The organism is Paenibacillus sp. J22P59, assembly GCF_059383895.1.
On sequence record NZ_JBXENX010000001.1, the window covers coordinates 288,432 to 311,706 of the forward strand.

24 protein-coding genes are annotated in these 23,275 nt (G+C 46.9%); 20 read left to right on the top strand and 4 right to left on the bottom strand.

Annotation, left to right across the window (positions count from 1 at the left end):
* The first annotated feature begins 174 nt into the window (after positions 1–174).
* From AC50YO_RS01455 to AC50YO_RS01465, 3 genes are all read left to right on the top strand, one after another.
* Complete coding sequence (locus AC50YO_RS01455) at positions 175–1,734, top strand: glycine betaine uptake BCCT transporter (RefSeq protein ID WP_494842367.1); 1,560 nt, start codon at positions 175–177, stop codon at positions 1,732–1,734.
* 836 nt (positions 1,735–2,570) lie between these two features.
* The gene (locus AC50YO_RS01460) at positions 2,571–2,909 is read left to right on the top strand and encodes a VOC family protein (protein ID WP_494843201.1); all 339 of its coding nucleotides are present in this window, start codon (positions 2,571–2,573) and stop codon (positions 2,907–2,909) included.
* A gap of 109 nt (positions 2,910–3,018) precedes the next feature.
* On the top strand, positions 3,019–3,282 hold the full coding sequence (locus AC50YO_RS01465; protein ID WP_494842369.1) for a hypothetical protein: 264 nt from the start codon (positions 3,019–3,021) through the stop codon (positions 3,280–3,282).
* 71 nt (positions 3,283–3,353) lie between these two features.
* On the opposite strand, the gene pdxR is transcribed toward AC50YO_RS01465, so the two are convergent.
* Positions 3,354–4,790: a MocR-like pyridoxine biosynthesis transcription factor PdxR gene (gene pdxR / locus AC50YO_RS01470; protein WP_494842371.1), complete on the bottom strand. Its 1,437-nt coding sequence runs from the start codon at positions 4,788–4,790 to the stop codon at positions 3,354–3,356.
* A gap of 194 nt (positions 4,791–4,984) precedes the next feature.
* On the opposite strand from pdxR, the gene AC50YO_RS01475 reads away from it, so the two are divergent.
* Positions 4,985–5,941: a carbon-nitrogen hydrolase family protein gene (locus AC50YO_RS01475; protein ID WP_494842373.1), complete on the top strand. Its 957-nt coding sequence runs from the start codon at positions 4,985–4,987 to the stop codon at positions 5,939–5,941.
* Between the two features lies 1 nt (position 5,942).
* Entirely contained in the window at positions 5,943–6,080 is a 138-nt protein-coding gene (locus tag AC50YO_RS01480; protein ID WP_494842375.1) for a hypothetical protein, read from the top strand.
* Positions 6,081–6,166: 86 nt separating this feature from the next.
* Here the strand turns inward: AC50YO_RS01480 and AC50YO_RS01485 are convergent, their stop codons facing one another.
* The 3 genes from AC50YO_RS01485 to AC50YO_RS01495 all read right to left on the bottom strand — a co-directional run bounded on the left by AC50YO_RS01485 (position 6,167) and on the right by AC50YO_RS01495 (position 7,019).
* Positions 6,167–6,349, bottom strand: coding sequence for a hypothetical protein (locus tag AC50YO_RS01485; protein ID WP_494843266.1), 183 nt, complete (start codon positions 6,347–6,349; stop codon positions 6,167–6,169).
* Positions 6,309–6,644: a GyrI-like domain-containing protein gene (locus AC50YO_RS01490; protein WP_494842378.1), complete on the bottom strand. Its 336-nt coding sequence runs from the start codon at positions 6,642–6,644 to the stop codon at positions 6,309–6,311. The genes AC50YO_RS01485 and AC50YO_RS01490 overlap by 41 nt, the downstream gene beginning before the upstream one ends.
* A 234-nt stretch (positions 6,645–6,878) precedes the next feature.
* Positions 6,879–7,019 (bottom strand): hypothetical protein, encoded by a 141-nt coding sequence (locus AC50YO_RS01495; protein ID WP_494842383.1) that lies wholly within the window; start codon positions 7,017–7,019, stop codon positions 6,879–6,881.
* Positions 7,020–7,280: 261 nt separating this feature from the next.
* Here AC50YO_RS01495 and AC50YO_RS01500 point away from each other — a divergent pair, with 261 nt between their 5' ends.
* The 15 genes from AC50YO_RS01500 (at position 7,281) to AC50YO_RS01570 (ending at position 23,244) form a co-directional block, all read left to right on the top strand.
* Positions 7,281–8,291, top strand: coding sequence for an ABC transporter ATP-binding protein (locus AC50YO_RS01500; protein ID WP_494842385.1), 1,011 nt, complete (start codon positions 7,281–7,283; stop codon positions 8,289–8,291).
* Entirely contained in the window at positions 8,288–9,292 is a 1,005-nt protein-coding gene (locus tag AC50YO_RS01505; RefSeq protein WP_494843203.1) for an ABC transporter ATP-binding protein, read from the top strand. Before AC50YO_RS01500 ends, AC50YO_RS01505 begins: the two co-directional genes overlap by 4 nt.
* 21 nt (positions 9,293–9,313) lie before the next feature.
* On the top strand, positions 9,314–10,267 hold the full coding sequence (locus AC50YO_RS01510) for an ABC transporter permease (protein ID WP_494842387.1): 954 nt from the start codon (positions 9,314–9,316) through the stop codon (positions 10,265–10,267).
* Between the two features lie 12 nt (positions 10,268–10,279).
* Positions 10,280–11,206: an oligopeptide ABC transporter permease gene (gene opp4C, locus AC50YO_RS01515; RefSeq protein WP_494842389.1), complete on the top strand. Its 927-nt coding sequence runs from the start codon at positions 10,280–10,282 to the stop codon at positions 11,204–11,206.
* Between the two features lie 57 nt (positions 11,207–11,263).
* A complete protein-coding gene (locus AC50YO_RS01520; protein WP_494842391.1) occupies positions 11,264–12,928 on the top strand; it encodes an ABC transporter substrate-binding protein in 1,665 nt (554 codons plus the stop codon).
* Between the two features lie 83 nt (positions 12,929–13,011).
* Complete coding sequence (locus AC50YO_RS01525; protein WP_494842393.1) at positions 13,012–13,185, top strand: lysine biosynthesis protein LysW; 174 nt, start codon at positions 13,012–13,014, stop codon at positions 13,183–13,185.
* Between the two features lie 9 nt (positions 13,186–13,194).
* Complete coding sequence (locus AC50YO_RS01530) at positions 13,195–14,082, top strand: RimK family alpha-L-glutamate ligase (protein WP_494842395.1); 888 nt, start codon at positions 13,195–13,197, stop codon at positions 14,080–14,082.
* A gap of 28 nt (positions 14,083–14,110) precedes the next feature.
* The gene (locus AC50YO_RS01535; RefSeq protein WP_494842397.1) at positions 14,111–14,773 is read left to right on the top strand and encodes a degT/DnrJ/EryC1/StrS aminotransferase; all 663 of its coding nucleotides are present in this window, start codon (positions 14,111–14,113) and stop codon (positions 14,771–14,773) included.
* The gene (locus AC50YO_RS01540) at positions 14,770–16,095 is read left to right on the top strand and encodes a DegT/DnrJ/EryC1/StrS aminotransferase family protein (RefSeq protein ID WP_494842399.1); all 1,326 of its coding nucleotides are present in this window, start codon (positions 14,770–14,772) and stop codon (positions 16,093–16,095) included. The genes AC50YO_RS01535 and AC50YO_RS01540 overlap by 4 nt, the downstream gene beginning before the upstream one ends.
* Entirely contained in the window at positions 16,092–17,144 is a 1,053-nt protein-coding gene (argC, locus tag AC50YO_RS01545; RefSeq protein WP_494842401.1) for an N-acetyl-gamma-glutamyl-phosphate reductase, read from the top strand. The genes AC50YO_RS01540 and argC overlap by 4 nt, the downstream gene beginning before the upstream one ends.
* Positions 17,144–18,991 (top strand): M20/M25/M40 family metallo-hydrolase, encoded by a 1,848-nt coding sequence (locus AC50YO_RS01550; protein WP_494842403.1) that lies wholly within the window; start codon positions 17,144–17,146, stop codon positions 18,989–18,991. Before argC ends, AC50YO_RS01550 begins: the two co-directional genes overlap by 1 nt.
* Positions 18,992–19,801 carry a thiamine pyrophosphate-binding protein gene (locus AC50YO_RS01555; protein WP_494842405.1) on the top strand — a complete coding sequence of 270 codons (810 nt, stop codon included), beginning with the start codon at positions 18,992–18,994 and terminating at the stop codon, positions 19,799–19,801.
* Positions 19,798–20,733, top strand: a complete 936-nt coding sequence (locus AC50YO_RS01560; protein ID WP_494842407.1) for a transketolase family protein — start codon at positions 19,798–19,800, stop codon at positions 20,731–20,733. Before AC50YO_RS01555 ends, AC50YO_RS01560 begins: the two co-directional genes overlap by 4 nt.
* Entirely contained in the window at positions 20,723–21,937 is a 1,215-nt protein-coding gene (locus tag AC50YO_RS01565; protein WP_494842409.1) for an MFS transporter, read from the top strand. Before AC50YO_RS01560 ends, AC50YO_RS01565 begins: the two co-directional genes overlap by 11 nt.
* 32 nt (positions 21,938–21,969) lie before the next feature.
* A complete protein-coding gene (locus AC50YO_RS01570; RefSeq protein ID WP_494842411.1) occupies positions 21,970–23,244 on the top strand; it encodes an ATP-grasp domain-containing protein in 1,275 nt (424 codons plus the stop codon).
* Positions 23,245–23,275 lie beyond the last annotated feature (31 nt).

The following is a 23,275-nucleotide window of genomic DNA, read 5'->3' on the forward strand; positions in this document are numbered from 1 at the left end:
GCCAGACACAACAAACCGGTATCTCTCGGAGATACCGGTTTGTTGTGTCTGGACGTGTTTTCGAAGACGCTATAATTAAACTCTTGTCTTATTCTGCATAACAGAGAAAGTAACAACACAAAATGATAACTATGGAATCCCAACGCGAATAAATGGTCTGGATGGAGGAGCCGCATGGTTTTTGCAATAACGATTGTAGTTGTCATACTTATTGTCATGTGGGGAGCTATTGCCCCAGAGCAGTTCTCAAGCATTGCAGATCAAGCTTTTCATTCTTCAATTAAAAATTTCGGCTGGTTTTATTTGATGGCTACTCTATTTGCTCTTGTCTTCTCCTTATACCTGGCCTTCGGCAAATATGGCAATATACGCCTTGGAGATGATGATGATGAGCCTGAATATTCCAACCTGTCATGGTTCTCCATGCTGTTCAGCGCGGGAATGGGGATCGGCCTTGTATTCTGGGGTGTAGCTGAGCCACTGTCCCATTATTTGCTTCCACCGGAGGGTGCAGAAGGCGGTACAGCTGAGGCTGCGCGGCTTGCGATGCGCTACTCTTTTTTTCACTGGGGCTTGCATCCTTGGGCAATCTATACCGTCATTTCGTTAACGCTCGCTTATTTTCAATTCCGCAAAGGCTATAAAGGATTAATTAGTTTAACTTTTATCCCCTTGCTTGGTGAACGAATTGCCAGAGGGGTGGTTGGTAAAGTGATAGACATCCTAGCTGTTATTGCAACGGTATTCGGAGTCGCGACATCACTTGGACTTGGAACGCTTCAGATTAATGGAGGGCTGACCCATCTCTTTGGACTTCCCTTTAACTCCATTGTTCAGATTATTATTATTTGTGTCGTGACGGTAATGTTTATGCTGTCGGCAAGCTCTGGTCTAGATAAGGGGATTAAACTGCTAAGCAATTTGAATTTGATTATGGCAGTTATACTTATGCTCTTTGTATGGATAATGGGTCCGACTTCCTTTATATTGGATACCTTCACGACGACACTGGGGAGCTATTTGCAAAACCTGATTAATATGAGTTTGAGTCTGACTCCCTTTTCCAAAGGAACCTGGGTGGGAACCTGGACCTTATTTTACTGGGCGTGGTGGATTGCTTGGGCTCCGTTCGTCGGTACTTTTATCGCCAGAGTATCGAAAGGGAGGACAATCAAGGAGTTTGTGCTGGGTGTGCTGCTTGTCCCGAGCCTATTCGGCTTTATCTGGTTCTCGGTATTCGGTGGAACAGGGATGCAGCTTGAACTGTTCGGCGGACTGAACTTGGCAGAGGCTGTACAAAATGATGTAACGACAGCGCTCTTCTTAACCGTTGAGCAGCTGCCCTTGGGGACGATCATCGCCGGTCTCGTGACCCTGCTCATTATTGTGTTCTTCGTTACTTCGGCAGATTCAGCGACCTTTGTGCTTGGCATGCTCACAACGAAGGGGGATCTGAACCCTAAGAATAAAGTGAAGATGACGTGGGGGATTCTGCAATCCGCGATAGCCATCGTTCTGTTGATTAGCGGTGGCCTGAATGGGCTGCAATCAGCCTCGATTGTCGCCGCATTACCCTTTGCGATTATACTGGTCGGGATGTGTGCTTCTTTATTGATCGCCTTACAAGCGGAAGATAAGGATCGTCGAAGGAAAGAAAAACAGCATCGTCATCAATTAAAACAAATTCTTGAACGAGAAGAGCAGACGGCAGAGCTGTCCAAGCATAACGTTTAAAAGCTACATGAAAGCTGGAACGAGGCTGTCTCAAATGCAGGTCTGTTCATTTGAAGAGACAGCCTATTCTTTACGTTCCTGTTGAATTGCCAATTTCTGTTCCATTATACTAATCTGATAGTATCGAATGATGAATTGGTTTTTTTCTATTAAGAGATATGCTCCGCTAATTAGTGAATAACATTACGTTGTCGACTACTATATACCAGGAGAAAAGTAAAACACTGAAGCTGGGTTCACTATTGAAAAACCAAGCTTCTCGACTAGGAACCTTAGCTACGCTAATCCTCGATCAAGCTTAAAAAGTAATGCTTTTAGCGACAAGAGCCTCATTAAATAGGGAAAAGGCCTCACTAGAGAAGATCCAGCTCGTGTGCTGGCTTTATTCCCTTACCTGTTTGTCGATTGTGAGTTAAAAAGCATTTCCGAAAAACAATTCCTCAGTATGCAGCCGACATCGAAATATAGCTTTAACCTTCTTATGATACTGAGCTTGCCAAGCGTTTTTCCAGTCTGGGGATTCCCTGCTTCGGCTGTACGCCAGATCGGCTTCCTGAACTGGTGGCTGGCGCTTTGCAAGGTCGAGACTTAGAGGAACTGGCGAAAGGAATCATTTCATCGAGACAGAAGTAAGGCTAACGATCCTTATAACAGACATATCTCGCAGCATTCGTTGCGCGAGGGATGTCTGTTTTTTAACGTTCAAGTTAAGTGACGGATTTGCTCATGGAATACAGCTCCTATTCACGGTAAAGCTTATCACTTGCATGAATTTGGTATGATTGAAGAGTAAAGGTAATACAAGGAATATGAACAAAGAAAAGGGAGTGATGTCTGTGAAACTGAACCATCTCAATCTTACGGTAAACGACGTGTCAGCAGCTCAACAATTTTTGGAGAAATATTTTGGCATGCAAACCGAGCATACACGCGGGAGTTCATTCGCTCTATTATTTGACGAGGATGGATTCGTGCTTACCCTGATGAAGGGGAAGGAAGTGAGCTATCCACCTACCTTTCATATCGGCTTCATACAGGAGAGCGAAGAGCGGGTTAATGAAATTAATCAGCGTCTGAAGGAAGACGGGTTTACCGTGAAGCCGCCGCAAAGGCTCCATGGGTGGACCTTCTATGTGGAGGCTCCTGGCGGGTTTACCGTGGAGGTTCTTTGTTGAATGAGCGATTTCTAATTATGATCTATCGAAACTATAAGATACAATATAGAGTATAGGAAGAACTTTCCTGTATATTCGGTATGAGATAGTTTCTATAGGGGAGATTGGAATGGATAATTTTGAGGAGAATCAGCAGCAGATCGAACGCAGGCTGCGGCAGCAAGAGCAAGAAGAGCTTGAACGAATTGTATATGAATTGCTTAAGGAAGCAGACAGCCCTTTATCTATTGAACAAATTATGGAGAGCTTGAACTGGAATCAATTGAAGGCTCTTAGAATATTGAATAACAGGGATAAAGAGGCGATCGGTATGACGGTGTGCGTAACCGATGATACTGGTCAAACTAGTGTATGTTATATGATCAATAACTGAACCAAGCCGACAGGAGCTTGATTCAGCTACGAACCGCGCGATGCGCGGTTTTTTTTGTTGCCCCAAATAGCTTATTCCATCAGCGAACGCAGTGACTTTGCAAATAGAGAAATTCCTAATGCGATATCCTCGGCTTTTGGCCTTGCAAACGTAAAGCGCACATAGCCAGAATCTGAGCCGTATACACTACCAGGAACGAAGATAACCCCGTTCTTAATACATTCCTCCAGCAGCTTCCCATCATGGACTTGGGGGATCAGCTTACACCATAGATGCAAGCCTCCTCGTGGAGCCGTGAACTGGACGAGACCAGGCAATTCTTGTTGCAGTGCTTCAATGAGCACATCACGTTTGAAGAGCAGCTGCATGCGCAATCGTTCGAGATGTGGCTCGAAGTATGCGGATTCTAGAAACTGTGCAGCTACCTGCTGCGGCAGAATGCTTAGCCCGAAGTCCATTTGCTGGCGGGCATCGGCTAATCGCTCGACGATCGCATGAGGTCCGACCATCCAGCCAATTCGCAGGCCTGAAGCAGCGATCTTAGAGAATGAACCTATATAGAGAACTGATCCAGTCGTATCTGATGATTTGAGCGGCAGAGGGGGTGTATCCTCATAAGCGGTCAGACTAAACGGATCATCCTCGACAATCGGAAGTCCCAATTCGCTTGCGACGTTAAGCAACTCGGTACGCCGTTCAACATCGATTCTCGTCCCTGTGGGGTTCTGGAAATTCGGATTAATTAACAGCATTTTGATGCGGTTTTTTTTATATAAGGTACGAATATCCTCAGGACGGACTCCTTTGTCATCTACGGGAAGCCGGAATAACCGAAGTCCTGCCGATTGAAACATAGGGAGCGAGTAGTTGTAAGAAGGGTCTTCAATGGCAACTGCGTCTCCCGGAGACAGCAGACATTGTGTAATTAGAAACAAGGATTGCTGCGAGCCGGACGTAATTAGTATGGATGAATCTGTCGTTTGTATTCCGCGATAGTTGCCAAGATAAGAAACTAAGGCTTGTCTTAATGGAATAGACCCTTGTGGATTATCATAGCCCAAATAAGAGGTGTAATGATGCTCCCTCAGGAGAGCAGCAATCTCGTCCATTGGAGCCAAGTCGGGCGACAGTTCGCCGCTTGCGAAATCAATTAACGCTGGATTCTGCATGAGCGCTTCTCGTATACGCCGCAAAAAAGGCAGGTTGGGCAGGAAGCTGCCTCCTTCTGCATAACGGCTCCAATTCGGTGTATGCTTGGGAGTAGCGCCCCACTTAAATTTACTTACTCTCGTTCCGCTGCCTGTTTTGCTTTCTATGATCCCTAGAGAGCGAAGCTCTGAAAAAGCCAATATCACGGTGCTTCTATTGACGCTCAATTGTTCGGCTAGTTTTCTCTCGGATGGAAGCAGGCTGCCTGGAGGGAATTCTCCGTATGAAATTCGTTGTTCGAGATGGTCGGCAATCTGTTCATATAATGGCTTTTTGCTTTGGCGATCGGGCTTCCACATCATTTCCCCTCCTTTGTTAGATTGAACAAGCCTAATGGTCTTAATCATACCATTGATTTTCAAAAATGAAATCAGGATAAGCATAATTGGATGGTTCCAAATAAACCACTTTTGGATGGTTTGTTTTTATAGTTTTTCTTTTATTATATAGGTCAACATAGATATCGCTAAGCCTTATAAAGGAGAGACGTGATATGTCCAATGATTTTGTGAAAATAGCTGTTGTCCAGTCGGCACCTATTTTATTTGATAAGCAATCCGCAATTGATAAAATTATAAGCATGTCGAAGGAAGCGGCGGGACGAGGAGCCAAACTCATCGTGTTCCCGGAGGTTTTTCTGCCGGGTTATCCAAGATGCCTTAGCTTCGGTACGCGTGTCGGCAGCCGTACAGCTGAAGGAAGAAAAGATTGGGAGCGCTATTGGAAGAGCTCTATTGAACTGCCGGGTACAGAGACCGATCTATTCGGGGAGCTGGCTAAGGAACTGGGCGTGTATCTGGTTATTGGGGTAGTTGAGCGGGACCAGGACTTCAGCAGTGGCACCTTATTCAACTCCATAGTCTATATCGGTCCAGATGGACAATATTTGGGCAAGCATCGGAAGCTTGTTCCTACGGGCTCTGAACGTCTCTTATGGGGACAGGGCGATGGAAGCACACTTACTGTTATTGATACTCCGTTCGGTAGAATAGGCGGCTTAATCTGCTGGGAAAACTACATGCCGCTTGCTCGAATGGCTATGTATGCTCAAGGCATTGATATATACATTGCACCTACGGCAGATGCTCGGGATACATGGCAGTCTACGATACGCCATATCGCCTGTGAAGGGCGCTGCTATGTGATTTCCTCAAATCAATTTGTAACAAAAGCCTCCTATCCAGAGGACTTGGCTTATTATGAGGATATTCAAACGGATGCGGACATACTTAGCAGAGGAGGCAGTGCGATTGTGGGACCTCTTGGCGACTATGTCTTGGAGCCTTTGTATGACGAAGAGGGAATTTTAATCGCGACGCTGGATCTTAGCCAGGTTAGACAAAGTCGATATGATTTTGACGTGGTGGGGCATTACAGCCGTCCAGATATTTTTCAATTAACGGTTAATGATCAGAAGCAGGATATCGTAAGAAAGAAAAGGGGGGAATGACATGCAAGTGCCTATGGGGGTATGGGTTGCCTCAATCATTATCGTCATTATTCTGTCATGGATAACGTTCTGGATTACGAACAAAGCTTATTCAAGACGTTGGGAAGACCATGATGACGGCAATAGAGATCCTAAATAAATGAGTAAGATGAAGAATGGATAGCGGTTCAGAGAATATCTGACATCGCTATCCATTCTATTGTTATAGAGGAGTATCGCATCGCATTACTTCAATGCCACGAATAAATCAATCTCATTGTCGGGACTGTCCGGATTATATCGTTCATCCCAAATTTCAAAATCATAATCCTTCGGCTCATTCCCAGTCTCGTTCATCCACTGCCCATATAAATAATCATAGGAATGACTAAAGCTCTGCTTCCAACCCCTTGTGCGTAAAAGTGACATACTTGCTCTCCGTGATCGTATGACGGATCATACCGGCTGGCACTTCACCTTGATTAGTTACTGCATAACAAACAATATTAGTGAATGGGTCCACCTTGGGATTGAAATCTTCTATCATGGGATAGATCTGGATTAATAGGACATTCTCATTGTCCCTGTAAGGAATATCGTTCTTTTTTTCAACTAATGTGCGAAAGGCATCCTTGCCAAGACCAGCCTCAAATTGAGTAATGGTTGCTTCCATTCTATAGCCTACAACATAGAAAAGTGGCAAGGTTACAACAGCAGCTTCCATGAAATTTCCTCCGTTCCTTAGGGTCATTTATCGGAATATTTCCTGGGGAATACGTGTTCGTATCCTTTAATTCTATATTATGTTTTTTGCCTAGCTATGTAAATCAAATTCTAAGAATAAAGAGGCTGAGCCAAGCAGTAGGATATTTCCTGTGCTTGGCTCAGCCTCGTTTAGTTAATGTTAATTTCCTCTATAAATCTCGTAATAGATAAGCTCCGGCCTGCTTATGTTCGTTTAGTTATATTTTCGTATACGCTCTAGCATTTGGTCCTGCAGAACATTGTCATCTCTGACCACACCTGCGCCAGCCCATAAAATATAAATGATGCCGCAAACGAAGCATGCGCTTAAAGTTATGAGTGAAATCGTAATCATCGCTCATCATCCTCTCTGTTCTTGAATACTTGTATCGTACATTGTTCATCTTCCGTTGTAACCGTCCAATTCTATTTGATCTTTCCCACCCAATTTGCATGCCGCGCAAATAATAATCTATTAATGAATAGATTTATTCTATTATTCAAACTTTTCAGATTTCGGTATGCTGAGTATAGAAAAAAGATAAGAAAGCACATTGGAATTATAAGAATTAGTAAATGAAAGAGATTAATCCCTTGTAAAAGGAGGTGAGCATAAGTGGAGCAGCTGCTCGAGGTCGATCGCTTGCAGATCGCCTTTCGAACCGATCAGGGTGATCAGATTGCGGTTGATGATGTGAGTTTTGAATTAAAGCAAGGAGAGAGTACGGCTATTGTCGGTGAATCAGGCTGTGGGAAAAGCGTGACGTCATTAGCCATAATAGGCCTGCTTGGAGCGCAAGGATCAATTCGCCAAGGCGAAATCAGATTCAATGGATCTATATTGACTGCTAGCTCGGAAGAACAGCTTCGCAGGCTTCGAGGCAGTGAGATCGCGATGATTTTTCAAGAACCGATGACATCTCTTAATCCAGTTCTTCAGATCGGTAAGCAGGTGGAAGAATCGATTCGTCTGCATCTTCGCCTGTCCCCAAGGGAAGCGAAGGCAGCTTCTATAAATATGTTAAGAAAGGTTGGCATTCCTAGGCCGAAAGCAATCATGAAGGAATATCCTCATACATTGTCTGGCGGCATGCGACAACGGGTCATGATTGCGATGGCGCTGGCAGGCAATCCTAAGCTGCTCATTGCGGATGAGCCGACAACGGCCCTTGATGTTACGATTCAGGCACAAATTCTGGAGCTGCTGAGGCAATTGCAAGCGGAGAGTGGTGCAGCCATTCTGCTTGTTACTCATGATCTGGGCGTCGTAGCAGAAATGGCGGATAAAGTGATCGTCATGTATGCAGGACAAATCGTTGAAATGGCAGATGTATTCACATTGTTCCGTGCGCCGCAGCATCCCTATACACAAGGATTAATGAAGTCGATTCCACGTCTTGATCAGCATAAAAGGGAGCGTTTGCTCGCTATCCGAGGTTCGGTTCCGTCTTTACAGCAGATGCCGGCAGGTTGTCGCTTTCATCCTCGCTGTCCATATGCAGAAGAACGCTGCGAGCAGGAACAGCCGGGGCTAATAGCGGCAGAAGGCGATCATCATGTGCGATGCTGGCTGCCTTCGGGAATAAGGACAACATGGGCAGAACAGCTGCAGGGCGCCAGCCTATGAGCTTCCTGAAGAAGATAGCTGACAGGCAGACAAAGCAGCCGCTCATGCAGGTGGAACGATTAAAGACTTATTACCCTATACGAAGCGGCGTACTCTCACCTATAAAGAGTCATATCAAGGCTGTAGATGATGTTAGCCTAAATTTGTATGAGGGTGAAACGGTTGGGCTCGTTGGTGAATCGGGCTGCGGCAAATCGACGATTGGACGAACTATAGTGGGCTTAGAACGTCCGCATTCTGGGCGTATCGTATTTGAGGATGAAGAGATTACAAGCTATACCAAGCGACAGTTAAAGCCTATACGCACACGGATGCAAATGATTTTTCAGGACCCTTACAGCTCGCTTAATCCAAAGCTTCGAATCTACGATACACTCGCAGAGCCGCTAATTGCTCATAAGCTGGCAGAGCGCAGCGAAGTCCAGCGTGAGGTAGGTCGGCTCCTTGAACTGGTAGGGCTGCCTCGAACGGCGGGCAACCGATACCCGCATGAATTTTCTGGCGGGCAGCGGCAGCGGGTAGGGATTGCTAGAGCAATCTCGCTCAGGCCAAGGCTGATTGTATGTGATGAGCCCGTGTCTGCACTGGATGTGTCCATTCAAGCGCAAATACTCAATCTGCTGCAGGATCTGCAGGAGGAGCTGAAGCTAACTTATTTGTTTATCGCCCATAGCATTGGTGCCGTGAAGCAGATAAGTACAAGAATCGCAGTCATGTATTTGGGCAGAATCGTAGAGGAAGCTCAGACAGCAAATTTATTCCGCAGTCCCAAGCATCCTTATACGCAAATGCTATTGAATGCCTATCCGCCGCCAGATCCGACGCTTCGTACGTTGCGTAAGGCGATAAGCATACATGGTGAAGTGCCGGGGCAGGGGCAGGTGCTTAACGGCTGCCGATTCCATAGTCGCTGTCCTTATGCACAGCAGCTGTGTAGGCAAGTGGAGCCTGAGCTTACGGAAGATCATCATGCGGTGGCCTGCCACTATCCGCTTGAATAGTACGAAGGTGAGGAAGGTTAGATGAGGCATTACATTATACGAAGGCTGCTCATAGCCATTCCGGTATTTTTCGGAATTACGATCTTGAACTTTCTCATTATTAATATGGCTCCGGGAAATCCCGTCGATATGTTGATTAATCCGAATATTCCTCAAGAAATGCTGGAGCTGAAGAAAGAGCTGCTGGGATTGAATGATCCGCTGCATATCCAGTACGTGAAATGGCTCAGCGGCTTCTTGCAGGGGGAATGGGGTTATTCCTTTAGCAGCTTCGCCCCCGTGTCACAGTTGATTGGGGAACGAATTGGACCCACCTTGCTGCTAGCGTGCTCATCTCTGGTACTGGGATTATTAATCGCTATTCCAATAGGGGTCATCAGCGCTGTCAAACAGAACACAAAATTCGATTATGTGATGACAGGGCTCTCTTTTCTGGGAACGTCCATTCCGCCGTTTTTCCTCGGGCTGGGATTGATCTACATCGTCGGAATTCAGTTGAGCTGGCTTCCTACAGGAGGAATGTCGACGCTGGGCGGCAGCGGCGGTGCTATTGACGTCATCCTACATATGATTCTTCCTGTGTTGGTGCTTGGTGTAGCTATAGCCGGTAAAAAGGTTCGTTATGTCCGCGCCAGCATGCTAGAGGTTCTCCATCAGGATTATTTGCGAACGGCACGAGCCAAGGGTCTTAGTGAATTTGTAGTGACGAATAAGCATGCGCTCCGCAATGCTTTAATTCCGATTATTACTGTGATCGGGACTGAAATTCCATTGCTGCTCGGCGGCAGTATTATTATTGAGCAAGTATTCCAATGGCCGGGTATTGGCCAACTTACGATGGAGGCCATTCTCTCTCGTGATTATCCCATTCTTATGGGGCTCAATCTGGTAGCCGCCTGCGTTATCCTCTTGACGAATCTGCTCACAGATATTTTGTATTCAGTTGCTGATCCACGTATTAGATACAGCGGATAGGAGGGAGAGAATATGTCTGTTACAGAGCTTCCCTGGAGGAGGAACACTCTCTCTTCTTCTGGTATTAACGGCGAGGATGAACAAGCAGCACGGAATATCGAAAGCTATACGGGGCAGCTAAAACGTAAGTTTTTCAAGCATAAGCTAGCCGTGTGGGGATTAGTGACGACCTTGCTGCTCCTAAGTATTGCAGCCTTGGCACCTTGGCTAGCCCCGAATTCACCGAATGCTGTTACTGAAATATTCTCAGCTAAACCATCGTTTTCTCACTGGCTAGGGACCGATCAAGTGGGAAGGGACGCCTTAAGCCGATTGATCTATGGAACAAGGGTGTCAATCATGATTGGGTTTGCTACGGTTGCAATCTATGTCGGATTCGGTACATTCGTTGGCATGCTGGCAGGCTATTATGGCAAATGGCTTGATATGATGCTGATGCGAATTACAGATATTTTTCTTAGCTTTCCTTATATGATGGTTGCTCTTGTTATTATCAGTGTTCTCGGTGCCAATATGACAACGATTATGATTGTCCTCGCATTATTCAAATGGCCCACGATTGCGATGCTCGTTCGAGGAAGTGTTCTATCCATTAAGCAGATGGATTATATCCGGGCGGGCATTGCATTAGGCTACAGTGACTCACGGATTTTGCTGCGCCATATTCTGCCCAATGCGCTCGGGCCCATCGTAGTAAATGCTACGTTTGGCGTTGCCAGTACGATTCTTAGCGAGGCGGGCCTGAGCTTTCTCGGAATGGGGGTCAAATCTCCTCAGGCAAGCCTAGGTAATATGTTGAATGATGCGCAGTCCTTAACCGTTCTGACTGAACAGCCATGGCTCTGGATGCCTGCTGGCTTCGTCATTCTTATTACAGTGCTGGCCATTAACTTTGTAGGAGATGGCCTGAGGGATGCGCTCGATGCAAGGGCTAGCTAGTCAAGGTATAGCGACTGGTTTTGTAATAGATAAAAAATGACCCGGGGAGAGAAACGAATGATAAGAAAAATGGAATTTCAAGGCTTGTCCCTCTTAATGATCTTAATGCTGCTGTTGACGGCATGCAGCCAAGCGAATGAGAAAGATGCCGAGAAGACAGAACAGCAAGACCCGAAAGCCTCTACTGAGGTGAAGCCCGCCAGCAATGCTCCAGCCAGAAAGACGTTATTCATTGGCATCGTCAATGCTCCTGTTACCTTGAATCAGATTAATACGCAAGATAATTCAGCATCCCTCGCTCCGATCAGCTTACTCAATGATTCTCTTCTTGATGTAACAGATTCGGCTGAGTTCTCGCCGAAGCTGGCAGAATCTATCGAGACGAAGGATAACCAGACCTACCAAATCAAGCTTAAGCCTAATGCCAAATGGAATGATAATACTCCTTTTACGACAGCAGATGTAGCGTTCACGCTCAAGCTTGCCCTTCACCCAAAGGTCGATACTTCGTTCAAGCTCAATTTCATAGAAGGATTGAATGAGGCGGGTAAGCTGGAAGAAGGGCAAGCCGAAATTACAGGCCTTCGAATTATCGACCCCACTACCTTTGAGATCAGAACCAAGACGCCAATTGATCCGCTGGTGTTCAAAGAACGGTTTGGCGTAAAGGTTAATTTCTTGCCTGAGCATATTCTCAAAGATGCCAATCCCGAGCAGCTGTCTACACATGATTATTTCCAAAAACCGTCGGTCACGATAGGTCCCTATCAATTCGCAAACTATGAGAAAGGCCAGTTCGTTGAGGTGACGAAAAATCCGAATTATTATCTCGATGTGCCGAAGATAGACAGCATATTCATAAAAGTACTCCCTGCGGCTAATCTTGTCGCACAGCTGCAAACAGGAGAAATCCAGATGAATTCTTTGCCAGTCGGCCTTGTTCCTATTACGGATTATGACAAGGTAAAAGGCTTTAATAATGTCAATGTAACGTCGGCTCCTGCATCGGAGCCAGCCGAAATCTTTTTCAATACAGAGAAACTATCCGATACGAAAGTTCGTCAAGCGGTTGCACATGCCTTGAATCGTCCGCTTATTGTAGAGCAGTTGTTGAAGGGTCAAGCTGAAATTATTGATGGTGGCATTCCAAGTTCGCATCCTTACTTTAATAAAAACATCAAAAATTATGATTATGATCCCGAGAAAGCGAAGCAGCTGCTGAAAGAAGCGAATTGGGACCCCAATCGAAAAATTAAGTTCTTAATTCCAGTAGGGAATAAAGTTCGGGAGCTGGCGGCAGATATTCTTGTGCAAAACTTAGAATCCGTAGGGATCAAAGTAGATGTCCAGAAGTTCGATTTCCCTACATTAATTGATAAGGTGGAGAAAGGCGAGCATGATCTTACGATTTTTACGAGAGATTATTATATCGAGCCCAGCCTCTATTTCACCACCTATAAAAGCAATGATCCCGAAAGTGTGATTCGATATAACAATCCGTTAGTGGATGATCTGATCCAGCAAGGCGAGCAAGAAATTGTCGAGGCGAAACGTCATGAGATTTATAACCAGCTGCAAGAGGTGCTGCATGAAGAGGTTCCGACTCTAGCTATCTATTCGGAGAAACGATTGCAGGTCGTGTCGAAGCAAGTTCTCGTAGGCAAGCCGCTGAATCTGGGCACGTTCAACAACGTGAATCAGTGGGATATAGAAGCGAAGTAGCAGTCGTTATTCCAATTTGGTTATAAGGGATTTATTCCATTATAATAAGCAATTTTATAAAGATCATAGGAGGTGTAGGGAACATGGCTGATCTAAGCTGTCTGGTATGCAAATCGGAGATTGATGTGGAAGAGCAAGCAACTACAGGTGAAATTGTGGAATGCGACTCTTGCGGTCAAGAACATGAGATTCAAGTGGAATCTAATTTCGTTACGATTGCTCTTGCTCCAGAAATTGAAGAAACTTGGGGAGAGTAGGAGGCGGACATGAATCAAAATAACGCTGTTCTATTATGCGTGACGAAGCTGCGGGAGGAAGAGCAGCGAATTATTGATCAGCTCAAAAATGTTGGAGTTCATGTGCAAGTGAATCTGGATTCTATGGAATTGCCTTTGGGGGCCTCTGAGGCAGAGCCTTTTGGGCTGGCGCTGATCCGGTGCCTTTCACAGAAAAGCGCACTTAATCGGGCTCATCTGCTAGAGCTGGCTGGATTTGAAACGCTGAATTCGGTCAAGGCGATTACGATATGTACGAATAAAATTCATCAGGCGATTGTGTTTCAGAAGCATGGCGTTCCCCAGCCCCAGTTCAAGGTGGCCTTTACACCCGCGAAGCTGTTCGATGCTTTGCGGGACTTCGGGGACCTATGCGTCATTAAGCCAGCAACTTCGTCATGGGGAAGGGGAATTGCCAGAATTACAGGAAAAGAATGCTTGGACGGCTGGATTGCAGCTAGAGAATCCGTTGATCCTAGCCACCAATCCTTCCCGGTATTGGTGCAACAATTCGTAGATAAGGGGGATTATGATATACGTGTTGTCATTGTCGGCAGCACACCTATTGCAGCATTCCGCCGGGTATCGGAGGATAACTGGAAGACGAATACGCATCTGGGTGCAGAGATAGATCCGATTGTGATTAATGAAGAGATAGCCCATATTTGCAAACAGCTGACAGAGCTTTTGGGAGAAGGAATATACGGCGCTGACTTATTTTTCGATTATGAGCAACAGAGGTATGTCGTTTGCGAAGTGAATCAAAATCCTGAATTTGCGAAGTCATGGAAAGTGCATGGCATAGATGTAGCGTATCATATTGCGCAATATGTCAAAGAAGCAATCGGACGTAAAAATAAAGTGAATCTTACCGTATAATTCAGGGTAAATAGGGAGGTTAAATGGGATGAGCGGAGAGACTTTAACGAAGCCAAAAGCGCCGATACAAAAAGATAATTATTTTTCACTTTCCTTTGTATTGGCAAGAGTGCTGAATTCCGGCGTCATTATGAGCATTGAGAAGAATGATCAAGAGTTAAAGGGGCTTGAGAAAAGCATTGCCAAGCTGACCCAAACGAAGTACGTCTCCTTATTTAATACTTATACAGGAGCGATACATGGAGCGCTATGGGGACAGGATCTGGGGTATCATGCTTCGACTAGACTGAACCATCCGAGTGAGCAAGAAAAAAAGTTCGCGCATTGGTTAGGCATTACGCTCGTAGCGGATCCGAATGTGGAGCAAGCATATACCACGATTGCGGTTAATTGGGACAATCTCGATCGCTTGGATCAAATTCTTCATGGAGCTCGCGGGCTTGCTCCTGTGCTGGTTCTGGATTTCACCGGGCTCGGCTTCGGCCCCGTTGCGGCGATAGCGGCAAATGACGAGAATATATGGAAAAAGGCGGAGCGCCTGAAAATATTCGGTGCCTTCGATCTGCAAACGATGTGGACGCAGGAAGAGAGTGAGCCCGAGCTTCAGCCAGCCGTTCAGTTCAACTATAGGCTGAGCCCGCTTGTAGCAGCCTGTGTGAAAATATCTCTATTAAGGAGGAAGTCCGCTTGATAAAAACGGATTTTATACGCAAGCCGCTCGCGCTTCCATCTCAGGAGTGGACCGAGGATCCTCTTGCCTTCCTGGGCGGTCCGGCTGTCATTCCTGAGGATGTGCGGAAGACGAATTTCCCGATCATTACGAAAGAAGATGTGATCCAAATGCTCGTCTCAATTCAACAGGACGGCGAGGAGGTCGTGGATGAGTTCAAGGAAGCGTATCGCAAATATGTAGGCGCTAATTATGCGATTGCTACAGCAAGCGGCACCTCTAGCCTGCACCTTGCGTTAGCGGGTGTCGGTGTACAGCCAGGAGACGAAGTAATCGTACCTGCCTTTACTTTTATTGCAACTGCCCAAGCGGTCGTGGCTGCCAAAGCCATTCCGATATTCGTCGATATAGACCCTATTACGTATTGCTTAGACCCGTCGCAAGCAGAACGGGCGATTACGAGCAAGACCAAAGCCATTATGCCGGTACATGTACATGGCTTGCCAGCAGATTTGCCAGCATTAAGACAACTAACGGATAAGTATTCGCTCCGTCTGGTCGAGGATGCCTCCCATGCCCATTCCGCCTCAATTAATCAGCAATTGGCAGGTTCGATTGGCGATAGTGCGGGGCAAAGTCTGATGGCGGATAAAAATTTTCCGGTGGGCGGAGAAGGCGGGATCGCTTTTTTCAAAGAGAAAGAGGATTATGAGCGTGCGCTTGCCTTTCTGGAATCATCGGGCATTGATTACCGTATGTCATGGATTGCTGCGGCCTTTGGACTTAGCCAGCTCGACCGCCTTCCGTATTATGATGCGATTCGTGCACGGAATGCTGCTTATTTAACGAAGGAGCTGTCGGAGACGAAGCTGTTCAGCGGCCCTTTTGTCCCGGAAGGCTACAAGCACAGCTATAATATGTACCGGGTCAAGCTGTCTCCCGAGCGGCTTGGGCTTGAGGACTTAGAGGATTATCGGGTGAAGGATGCCGTCCAGCAGCTTATTAATCACGAAGGGGTGTATGCAAGAGAGTGGCAGAATGTTCCGATTCCGGGCCATCTTCCATTCAAGAACCGCAAAGGGTTCGGGAACGGCTACCCCTTCACGTTATCCGATCGTCAGGATTTTGGCTATGAGCTGCGTAATTTTCCTGAAACGCTCAAGCTGCTGCGCAGCAGCTTGACGATATGCCGTGAGCTGCGAACGCCAATTGAGTATGAACGAATCCAAGCCTATGCCTTAGCGTTCAAGAAGATTGATGCGAACCCGCAAATTATTAGAGAGCTCGTAGAACGGGGCGGCGATCTGAAGGTGCTTTATGAGAGGGATGCTAGATTAGGATGAGTGCAGGGGAGAATCAGAATAAACGGGTAGCCATCCTAGGCGGCAGCGGGTTCACTGGCGCAGAATTGTATCGGCTATTACGCAAGCATCCTCATTTCGAGGTCGAATTTGTATCCTCGGAATCGAAGGCCGGGTATCCGGTGGATAAGTTCTATATCGGATCGGTCCATAAAAAGAAGCTCAGCTCGTTAAAGTTCAACAAAGCAGCCGAGCTAAGCGGTCATTACGATGCTGTCTTCTCCTGCTTGCCGACAGGGGCTTTGCCTAAGATCATCCAGCATGTGGCGGCGCATACGGATTATATCTTCAATGTAAGCGGCGATTATCGAATAGCAGATAAAGAATTATTGCAGCAGCATTATCCCGAAACTTTAAAGCATGATTTCGAGGGAGGCTGGCACTACTACATTCCGGAGTTCAGCAAGCTTGAACCAGCAGCCAAAGTGATCAATCTACCCGGCTGTATGGCAGTAGCGACCCTGTATACGCTCTATCCGCTGGTGGCACATGATCTAATTGAAGGCCGAGTGGTTACGGATGCTAAGACAGGTTCGAGCGGCGGCGGAAAATCAACGACCGAGCATCATGCGGAACGCTCTCATAACTTCCGAGCCTACAAAGTTCATGGGCATCGGCATAAGCCGGAAGTGGAGCATGCCCTGACGTATCACTTGGACCGATCGGTGAATCTGCAATTTTCAGTCTATAGCCTTGATCTTCCAAGAGGAATAATGGCTACCACTTATTCCTTGCTGAAGGAGCATGTCACAGACGTAGATGTAAAAAAAGCCTTTTACAGCACCTACGCATCCAAGCCTTTTCTTCACTATTTCAACTCAGGCAATGGGTCGCCCATGATTAAGACCGTGGTCGGAACCAATTATGCGGAGATTGGCGCTTATGTGGAGGGAAGAAATTGTGTATCCATTGCGACTATAGATAATTTGATCAAAGGGGCAGCGGGACAAGCCGTTCAAGCAGCCAATCTCTATTTTGGCTTCCCTGAGGAGGCAGGGTTGCAATTTGAATTAGAAGGGGCGTGGCCTTGATGGGCAGCGGCAGTCTTTATGTGATTAAGCTGGGGAGCAGCACCATCGTGCACCAGCCTCAGATATTCGCGGAAATTGACCGGATCGTGAAGAGAGGCAATCAGGTGCTGCTCGTGGCAGGCGGAGCGGAAGCGATTCGGCAAAAATATGAATCTATTGCGCGTCCGATGCCCTTTCTTACTTTGCCTTCCGGTGATGAGGTGCGCTACTGTTCGCCTGAGGAGATGCCGATTATTCGCGCAGCTTATCATGAGATTATTCTGTCGACGATTCATACAGAGCTGCAAAGCTACGGCCTATCTGTCTATGCCCAGCTTGGTGGAGAGCAGAGGCTTGTCTATGGACAAAAGGCCAAGCCTATAAAGGCGATTCGAGATCAGAAACCGGTAATTATCCGGGATTCCTGGTTTGGTCATTTCGTAGGCAGTCATGTGGTGTTTCTGAAATCTGCGCTTGCTGCCTTTGATGTCGTCTGCCTGACACCGCCGATCTTCGATCTGGAGCTGGATGCGTACATTAATATTGATGCCGACGTGCTTGCTGCTCACTTGGCTGTCGATTTAGAGGCACATCATTTGCGATTTGTGACCGGAACCCCTGGTTTATTGCAGGATATCCAAGATCCGCATTCGACGATTCCAGACGTTTATACAGATGACGAGCTAAGCTCTGTGCAGGGACGGATGAAGCAAAAGGTGCGTGCCGCTCGATTAGCTATTCGAGAAGGCGTTTGTGATGTCAATATATCAGGGCCTCATAGCTTGGAGGAGGGAGGGAAGACGTGGTTCTGGCATGCGGAGCGAGATTTGGGTTCATTCGACTTATTGAACAAGGTCGCGCGAATTCCCTCGGTCTCACAAGATGAGCATGAGCTTGCGCAGTACTTGCTAGATTCGATTAAATATCCATCGGTTTCTGGGAGTATCGACGAAGCAGGAAACATCATATTCCGCAAAGGTAATGGCCCCCATACGCTGCTGCTGTTAGGGCATATCGATACGGTTCCCTATGTATGGCCTGTACGTACCGATCCCAACGGGATCACAGGCAGAGGAATCGTCGATGCCAAGGGCTGCTTCGTTAATTTCTTGCACATGCTGGAAGAGGTAGATGTGCCGGAGCAAGGCTCTTTATTGGTCATCGGAGCTGTCGAAGAAGAAATCTCATCCTCGAAAGGAGCTCATTATATTCGTGATCATTATCGTGCAGATGCAGTCATTATTGGGGAGCCAAGCGGGGAAGACAGCTTAACGCTGGGCTACTATGGGCTGTTCAAGCTGCAGATTACGATACACCGAGCACAGGAGCATACGGCTGCCAAGGACAGTATAAGTGTCATTGACGAGCTGTATAGTGTAGCAGCCGATATTCGCCATCGCGTAAGGGACGTCGACCCACAAGCTCTATCCTCCTTGATTGGCATTGAGCATCGTAGTAGTGGAGGCTTCTTAACGGTTGTAGGCACTCTGAATTTCAGAGTATCGCCAGCTGCAGGCAATGAGTATAAGAGTAAGATTAACCTCGAATTTGACGATGGGGTGACAGTTGAAATATTGCGTGCAACCCCGGGATTTGCCAATTCTCGCACGGGCCCTTTGGTTAAAGCATTTGTTCGCAGCTTCGCGAGGCAAGGGAAATCCATTCACTATATCAAGAAGCGCGGAACAAGCGACATGAACACGCTGGCAACAACCTGGGACTCTGTCCCGATGGTGGCCTATGGACCAGGAGATTCCAGTCTGGATCATACGAACGATGAGTATTTGCACAATAAAGAGGTGGAGTCGACCAGAATCATTCTAAAGGAAGCTGTAATCGAGTGGTTCCGGTTGCGTTTGGAGGAATAGATGGAGCGAACGATAGAGGTGGAGAAGGACCAGAGCGAAGAGATTATTCCGTTAATCGAAAAAGCTCGAGAAGCGAGAAAATTAATTATCGACATGGCGGCTACTTCAACTGGCTGCCATATCGGAGGAAGCTTGTCGGCGATTGATCTATTGATCGGTGCGTATTCGAAGTATTTGGATGATCCTAATACGCGGATCATTCTCAGCAAAGGGCATGCCGCTGCTGCTTTGTATGCCGCACTGCATGTATATGGGATCATCGAAGACAACCCTGCGGAGAGCTATGGACAGAAGGGCTCCTTATTTACTGGCCATCCTAACCACAAGCTTCCAGGCATTCCCTTCGCTACAGGGAGTCTGGGTCATGGGGTTTCCTACGCAGCAGGCTGGGCGCTGGCACAGAAGCTGAAGCAGACAGGCGGGCTAGGCATTGTGATTGGCGGAGATGGGGAGCTGCAAGAGGGGCTGTGCTGGGAGACAGCGCAGATTGTGCAGGCCCAGTCGCTGACGAATTTTATTTATATTGTTGACGTCAATGGTGGGCAGAATGATGGATATGTCGATGACATATCGCCGATTCGTCATTTGCGGCAACGGTTTGAAGCCTTTGGCTTCGTAGTCCAAGAAATTAACGGTCATCAATTCGAAGAAATTATTGCCGCGATTGTACCAGACCCAGACCGCCCGGTTGCAGTATTAGCAAGCACAATTAAAGGAAAGGGAGTGGCCGCGATCGAGGGGAATCCAGAGGCTCATTATGTGAAAATACCCGAGAAGCTGGCCCGTAAGTGGAAGGTGAGCCTAGCATGACGCAGTCGGGGAGAGACGCTTACAAAGATGAATTGACCAAGCTCGCATCGGGCAATGCCCAGATTGTATGCCTGGAGGCTGATCTTGGCGGCAAAAAACACCCTTTCCAGCAGGAGCATCCCGATCGCTTCTTTAACCTAGGAATTGCGGAATTAGCCGGTATTGATATGGCCGCAGGACTCGCTGAAGCAGGCTATGTTCCGTTCTTCTCGACCTTTGCCGCCTTTGCAGCGCTGCGTGCTTCGGAAAGCATCAAGCTGACCATGGGTTATATGGGCAAAAATGTGAAGGTTGTAGCTGCTTACGGAGGCGTATCTGGCGGATGGTTCGGGACAACGCATCATGCCTTGGAGGATATTGCCGTTGTCCAATCGTATCAGAATATTCGGATTGCTTGTCCTCATGGCGAACAAGAGACGAGAAAGGTTATTCAAGAGGCCGCAGCATCAGAGGAGCCGTATTATATCCGGCTTTCGAGGAATGATGCGTTTGAGAGCCTGCCGAGAGAGGAAGGGGCAAGCTGCAGGGAGCCCATCGTGGAAGGAGGGGAGACGAGCAGTCCTTCCCGCTTATGCTTAATCTCGGTAGGAGAGCAAGCAACAGAATTATGTAAGCAGATTGTGCAAGAAGATGATTCTATCAAGCATATTCATTTATGCTATGTCGATATTCAGAGCTTGAAATCGTATATCCCGCAATTAATAGCAGGGTCAGATCGACTGCTGGTCGTAGAGGAGCATCGCGCTACGGGCAGTACAGCGTCCTACTTGGCGCTATTATTACCGCAGCATCAGGTGTATTCCCATCATTGCGGGGAGCATTGGCCTATCTATGGGGGGACACATGCTGAGGTTCTTGATTATTTAGGATTTGGTCTTGATCAACTGAAAGAACAAATTCAAGCTGTCGCAGGAGGTACCGATGGTTTTTAGTGTACTGAAACAAAGAAACTTTCGCCATTATTTCACTGCCGATATCGTATCGGGATTTGGCGTAGGGATGAGTACGATCGGTGCGAACTGGTATCTTCTGGATCAGACAGGTTCCATTACCTCTATCGGATTCATGCTTTCTCTGAATGTGATTGCGGGATTCCTTATCTCCGCATTTGTTGGCACCTTGATAGACAAGTGGAATCGCAAGACGATTATTTTATGGGCTAATATTATCCGGGCTATCGCACTGCTTATCATTATAGGCGCGTTCTTATCGACAGGATTCCGAATTGAATACCTCTATACCTTCGCCATCATTAATGGCATGGGCTGGACCTTGTACATGTCTGCATCGCGTAGTCTAGCCCAAGAGATTCTTCCCCAAAAGGATCTAATCCATGGCAACTCATTAATTGAAATCAGCCTGCAAGTAGGCATGTTCATGGCGGGAGCGCTCTCTGGCATTTTATACAAATATGTGGGCTTCGAGGTTATTCTCCTTCTGAACGCGCTCGCCTTTATTGTGAGCAGCGTCTTTCTTAGCCGAATTCAGCATACTCCTATTCCTATCGAGAATGCAGAGGAGTCCTTTTATGAGACGTTCAAGAATGGCATACGCTACTTAGGGGAGCGCCCCTATATTTTTCTTCTGGGCATTGTATCCATTATTCCGCTCGTTTCAACGATGGTCTATAACGTGGTTCTGCCGGGCTATGTTAGCACAACGGTGCAAGGAGACTCGGTTGTTTTTGGATTATCGGATATGTTCTATGGCATTGGGGGCTTATTGTCCGGATTTATTGCGGCACCGTTGGCGAAGAAAATATCGGCTAATGGAACGATCGTATTGTTCTTTATAGTCGCCGTCCTAAATTTATTGGCGGTTGCTTTTAATACGCTGGTGCTGATCTTGTATTTCGGCAGCGTATTAATAGGCCTAACGAATTCCTCATTACGCATTCTGATCACAACGACGTTAATGGAATCAGTCTCGAAATCTTATATGGGGCGAGCAACATCGGTCTGGATGGGAATTTCCTTGCTCCTGCAGACTGTATCCGCTACGGGGCTTGGCATTGTTATTGATCGTTATTCTCCAAGCATAGGGTTTATTTGTATGAGCGGTCTGATGTTTGTTGGGCTTATAGTGTATTACATGCTGAATAGCAGGGAGACGCAAAAGAAAACGCTTGAAGCTTAAGCATTCTATTCACACTTAAGGAGGGGAAAAAGTTGACTAGAGTCCAGACAGTTGCTTTTGTTGAGCCAAGCTTCTATGGTGTCAGCTTCGCGCGAGTCGCTTATGAGCAAGGGCATAAAGTTATTGCCATCGTTTCTTCGACGGACAATCCACAGAAATATGGCTACGAAGGAATCTATCATGACCTGATTGTTGCGGATATTCGGGATGAAGAAGCCCTTTATGAGGCTATTGTGGGGTCCGAGTATGCGCAGCAATTGGATGCGCTCATTCCTGCTACGGATTATGCATCCCATCTGACGGCGAAGGTAGCTGAGCGGCTGGGCCTGCGCGGCGTTCCTTATGAAGCAGCGCTAAGGGCCCGAAATAAGGATTTGGCTAGGGAAGCTTATGCAGAGCATCAGGTTCCGAGCGCAAAATTCAAGAAAGTAAAAACATATGAGGAAGCCGCTGCGGCAGCAGATGAGATCGGGTATCCCGTTGTACTCAAGCCAACGAATGCTGCGAGCAGTCAGAACGTATACTTCATTAACAATATGGCGGAGCTGCAGCAGGCGATGGCCATTATTGTAGAGTTCAAAGTCACTTACTTGGACTTTCAAGTCCGTGAAGAGTATTTGATTGAAGAATATTTGGAGGGGCAGGAGTTTAGTGTAGAGCTATTTATAAAGGATGGGGAGGCGATTTTTTCAACAATTACCGAAAAAATAACTTCGTCGCTGCCTTATTTTGTAGAGATTGCTCATACGCTTCCTTCACCTTCACATACGGAGCGGGAAGAGGAGATCGTTCATACGGCGGTTGCTGCTGTGAGGGCGCTTGGCATTACGAATGGCCCAAGCCATGTTGAAGTGAAGCTGTCGCCTACAGGGCCGCGCATTATTGAGGTGAACGGAAGGCCAGGAGGCGATCAGATTTCTTCGGACTTATTGGTGCAGGCATTCGGAATCGACTTATTTGAAGCAACGGTAAATTATTATTTGGGCAATCCGATTGATCTTCATAAAAAACATCATCGTGCCGCTGCAATTGCTTATGTTACTGCGGATCGGGATGGAATCTTTCAAGGAATTGAAGGCTATGAAGACTCTGAAATTGTGAATCAGCATGCGAATATTGTACGCTCACAGCTAACTGTAGCTCCCGGTGATGCCGTCACGATAGCAAAAAGCTCGGATGATCGCCTCGGATATATTATTACTGTACATGATACACCTCAAGAAGCGAAAGAATTGGCCCTTGCATTAGTCGGGGGCTTGAAAGTGATCTATCAGCAGGAGGAAGCCAGCGCAGCAAAGGCTTGGTAGACAGCTAGTTAAATAATAGAGGGAGTTGTTG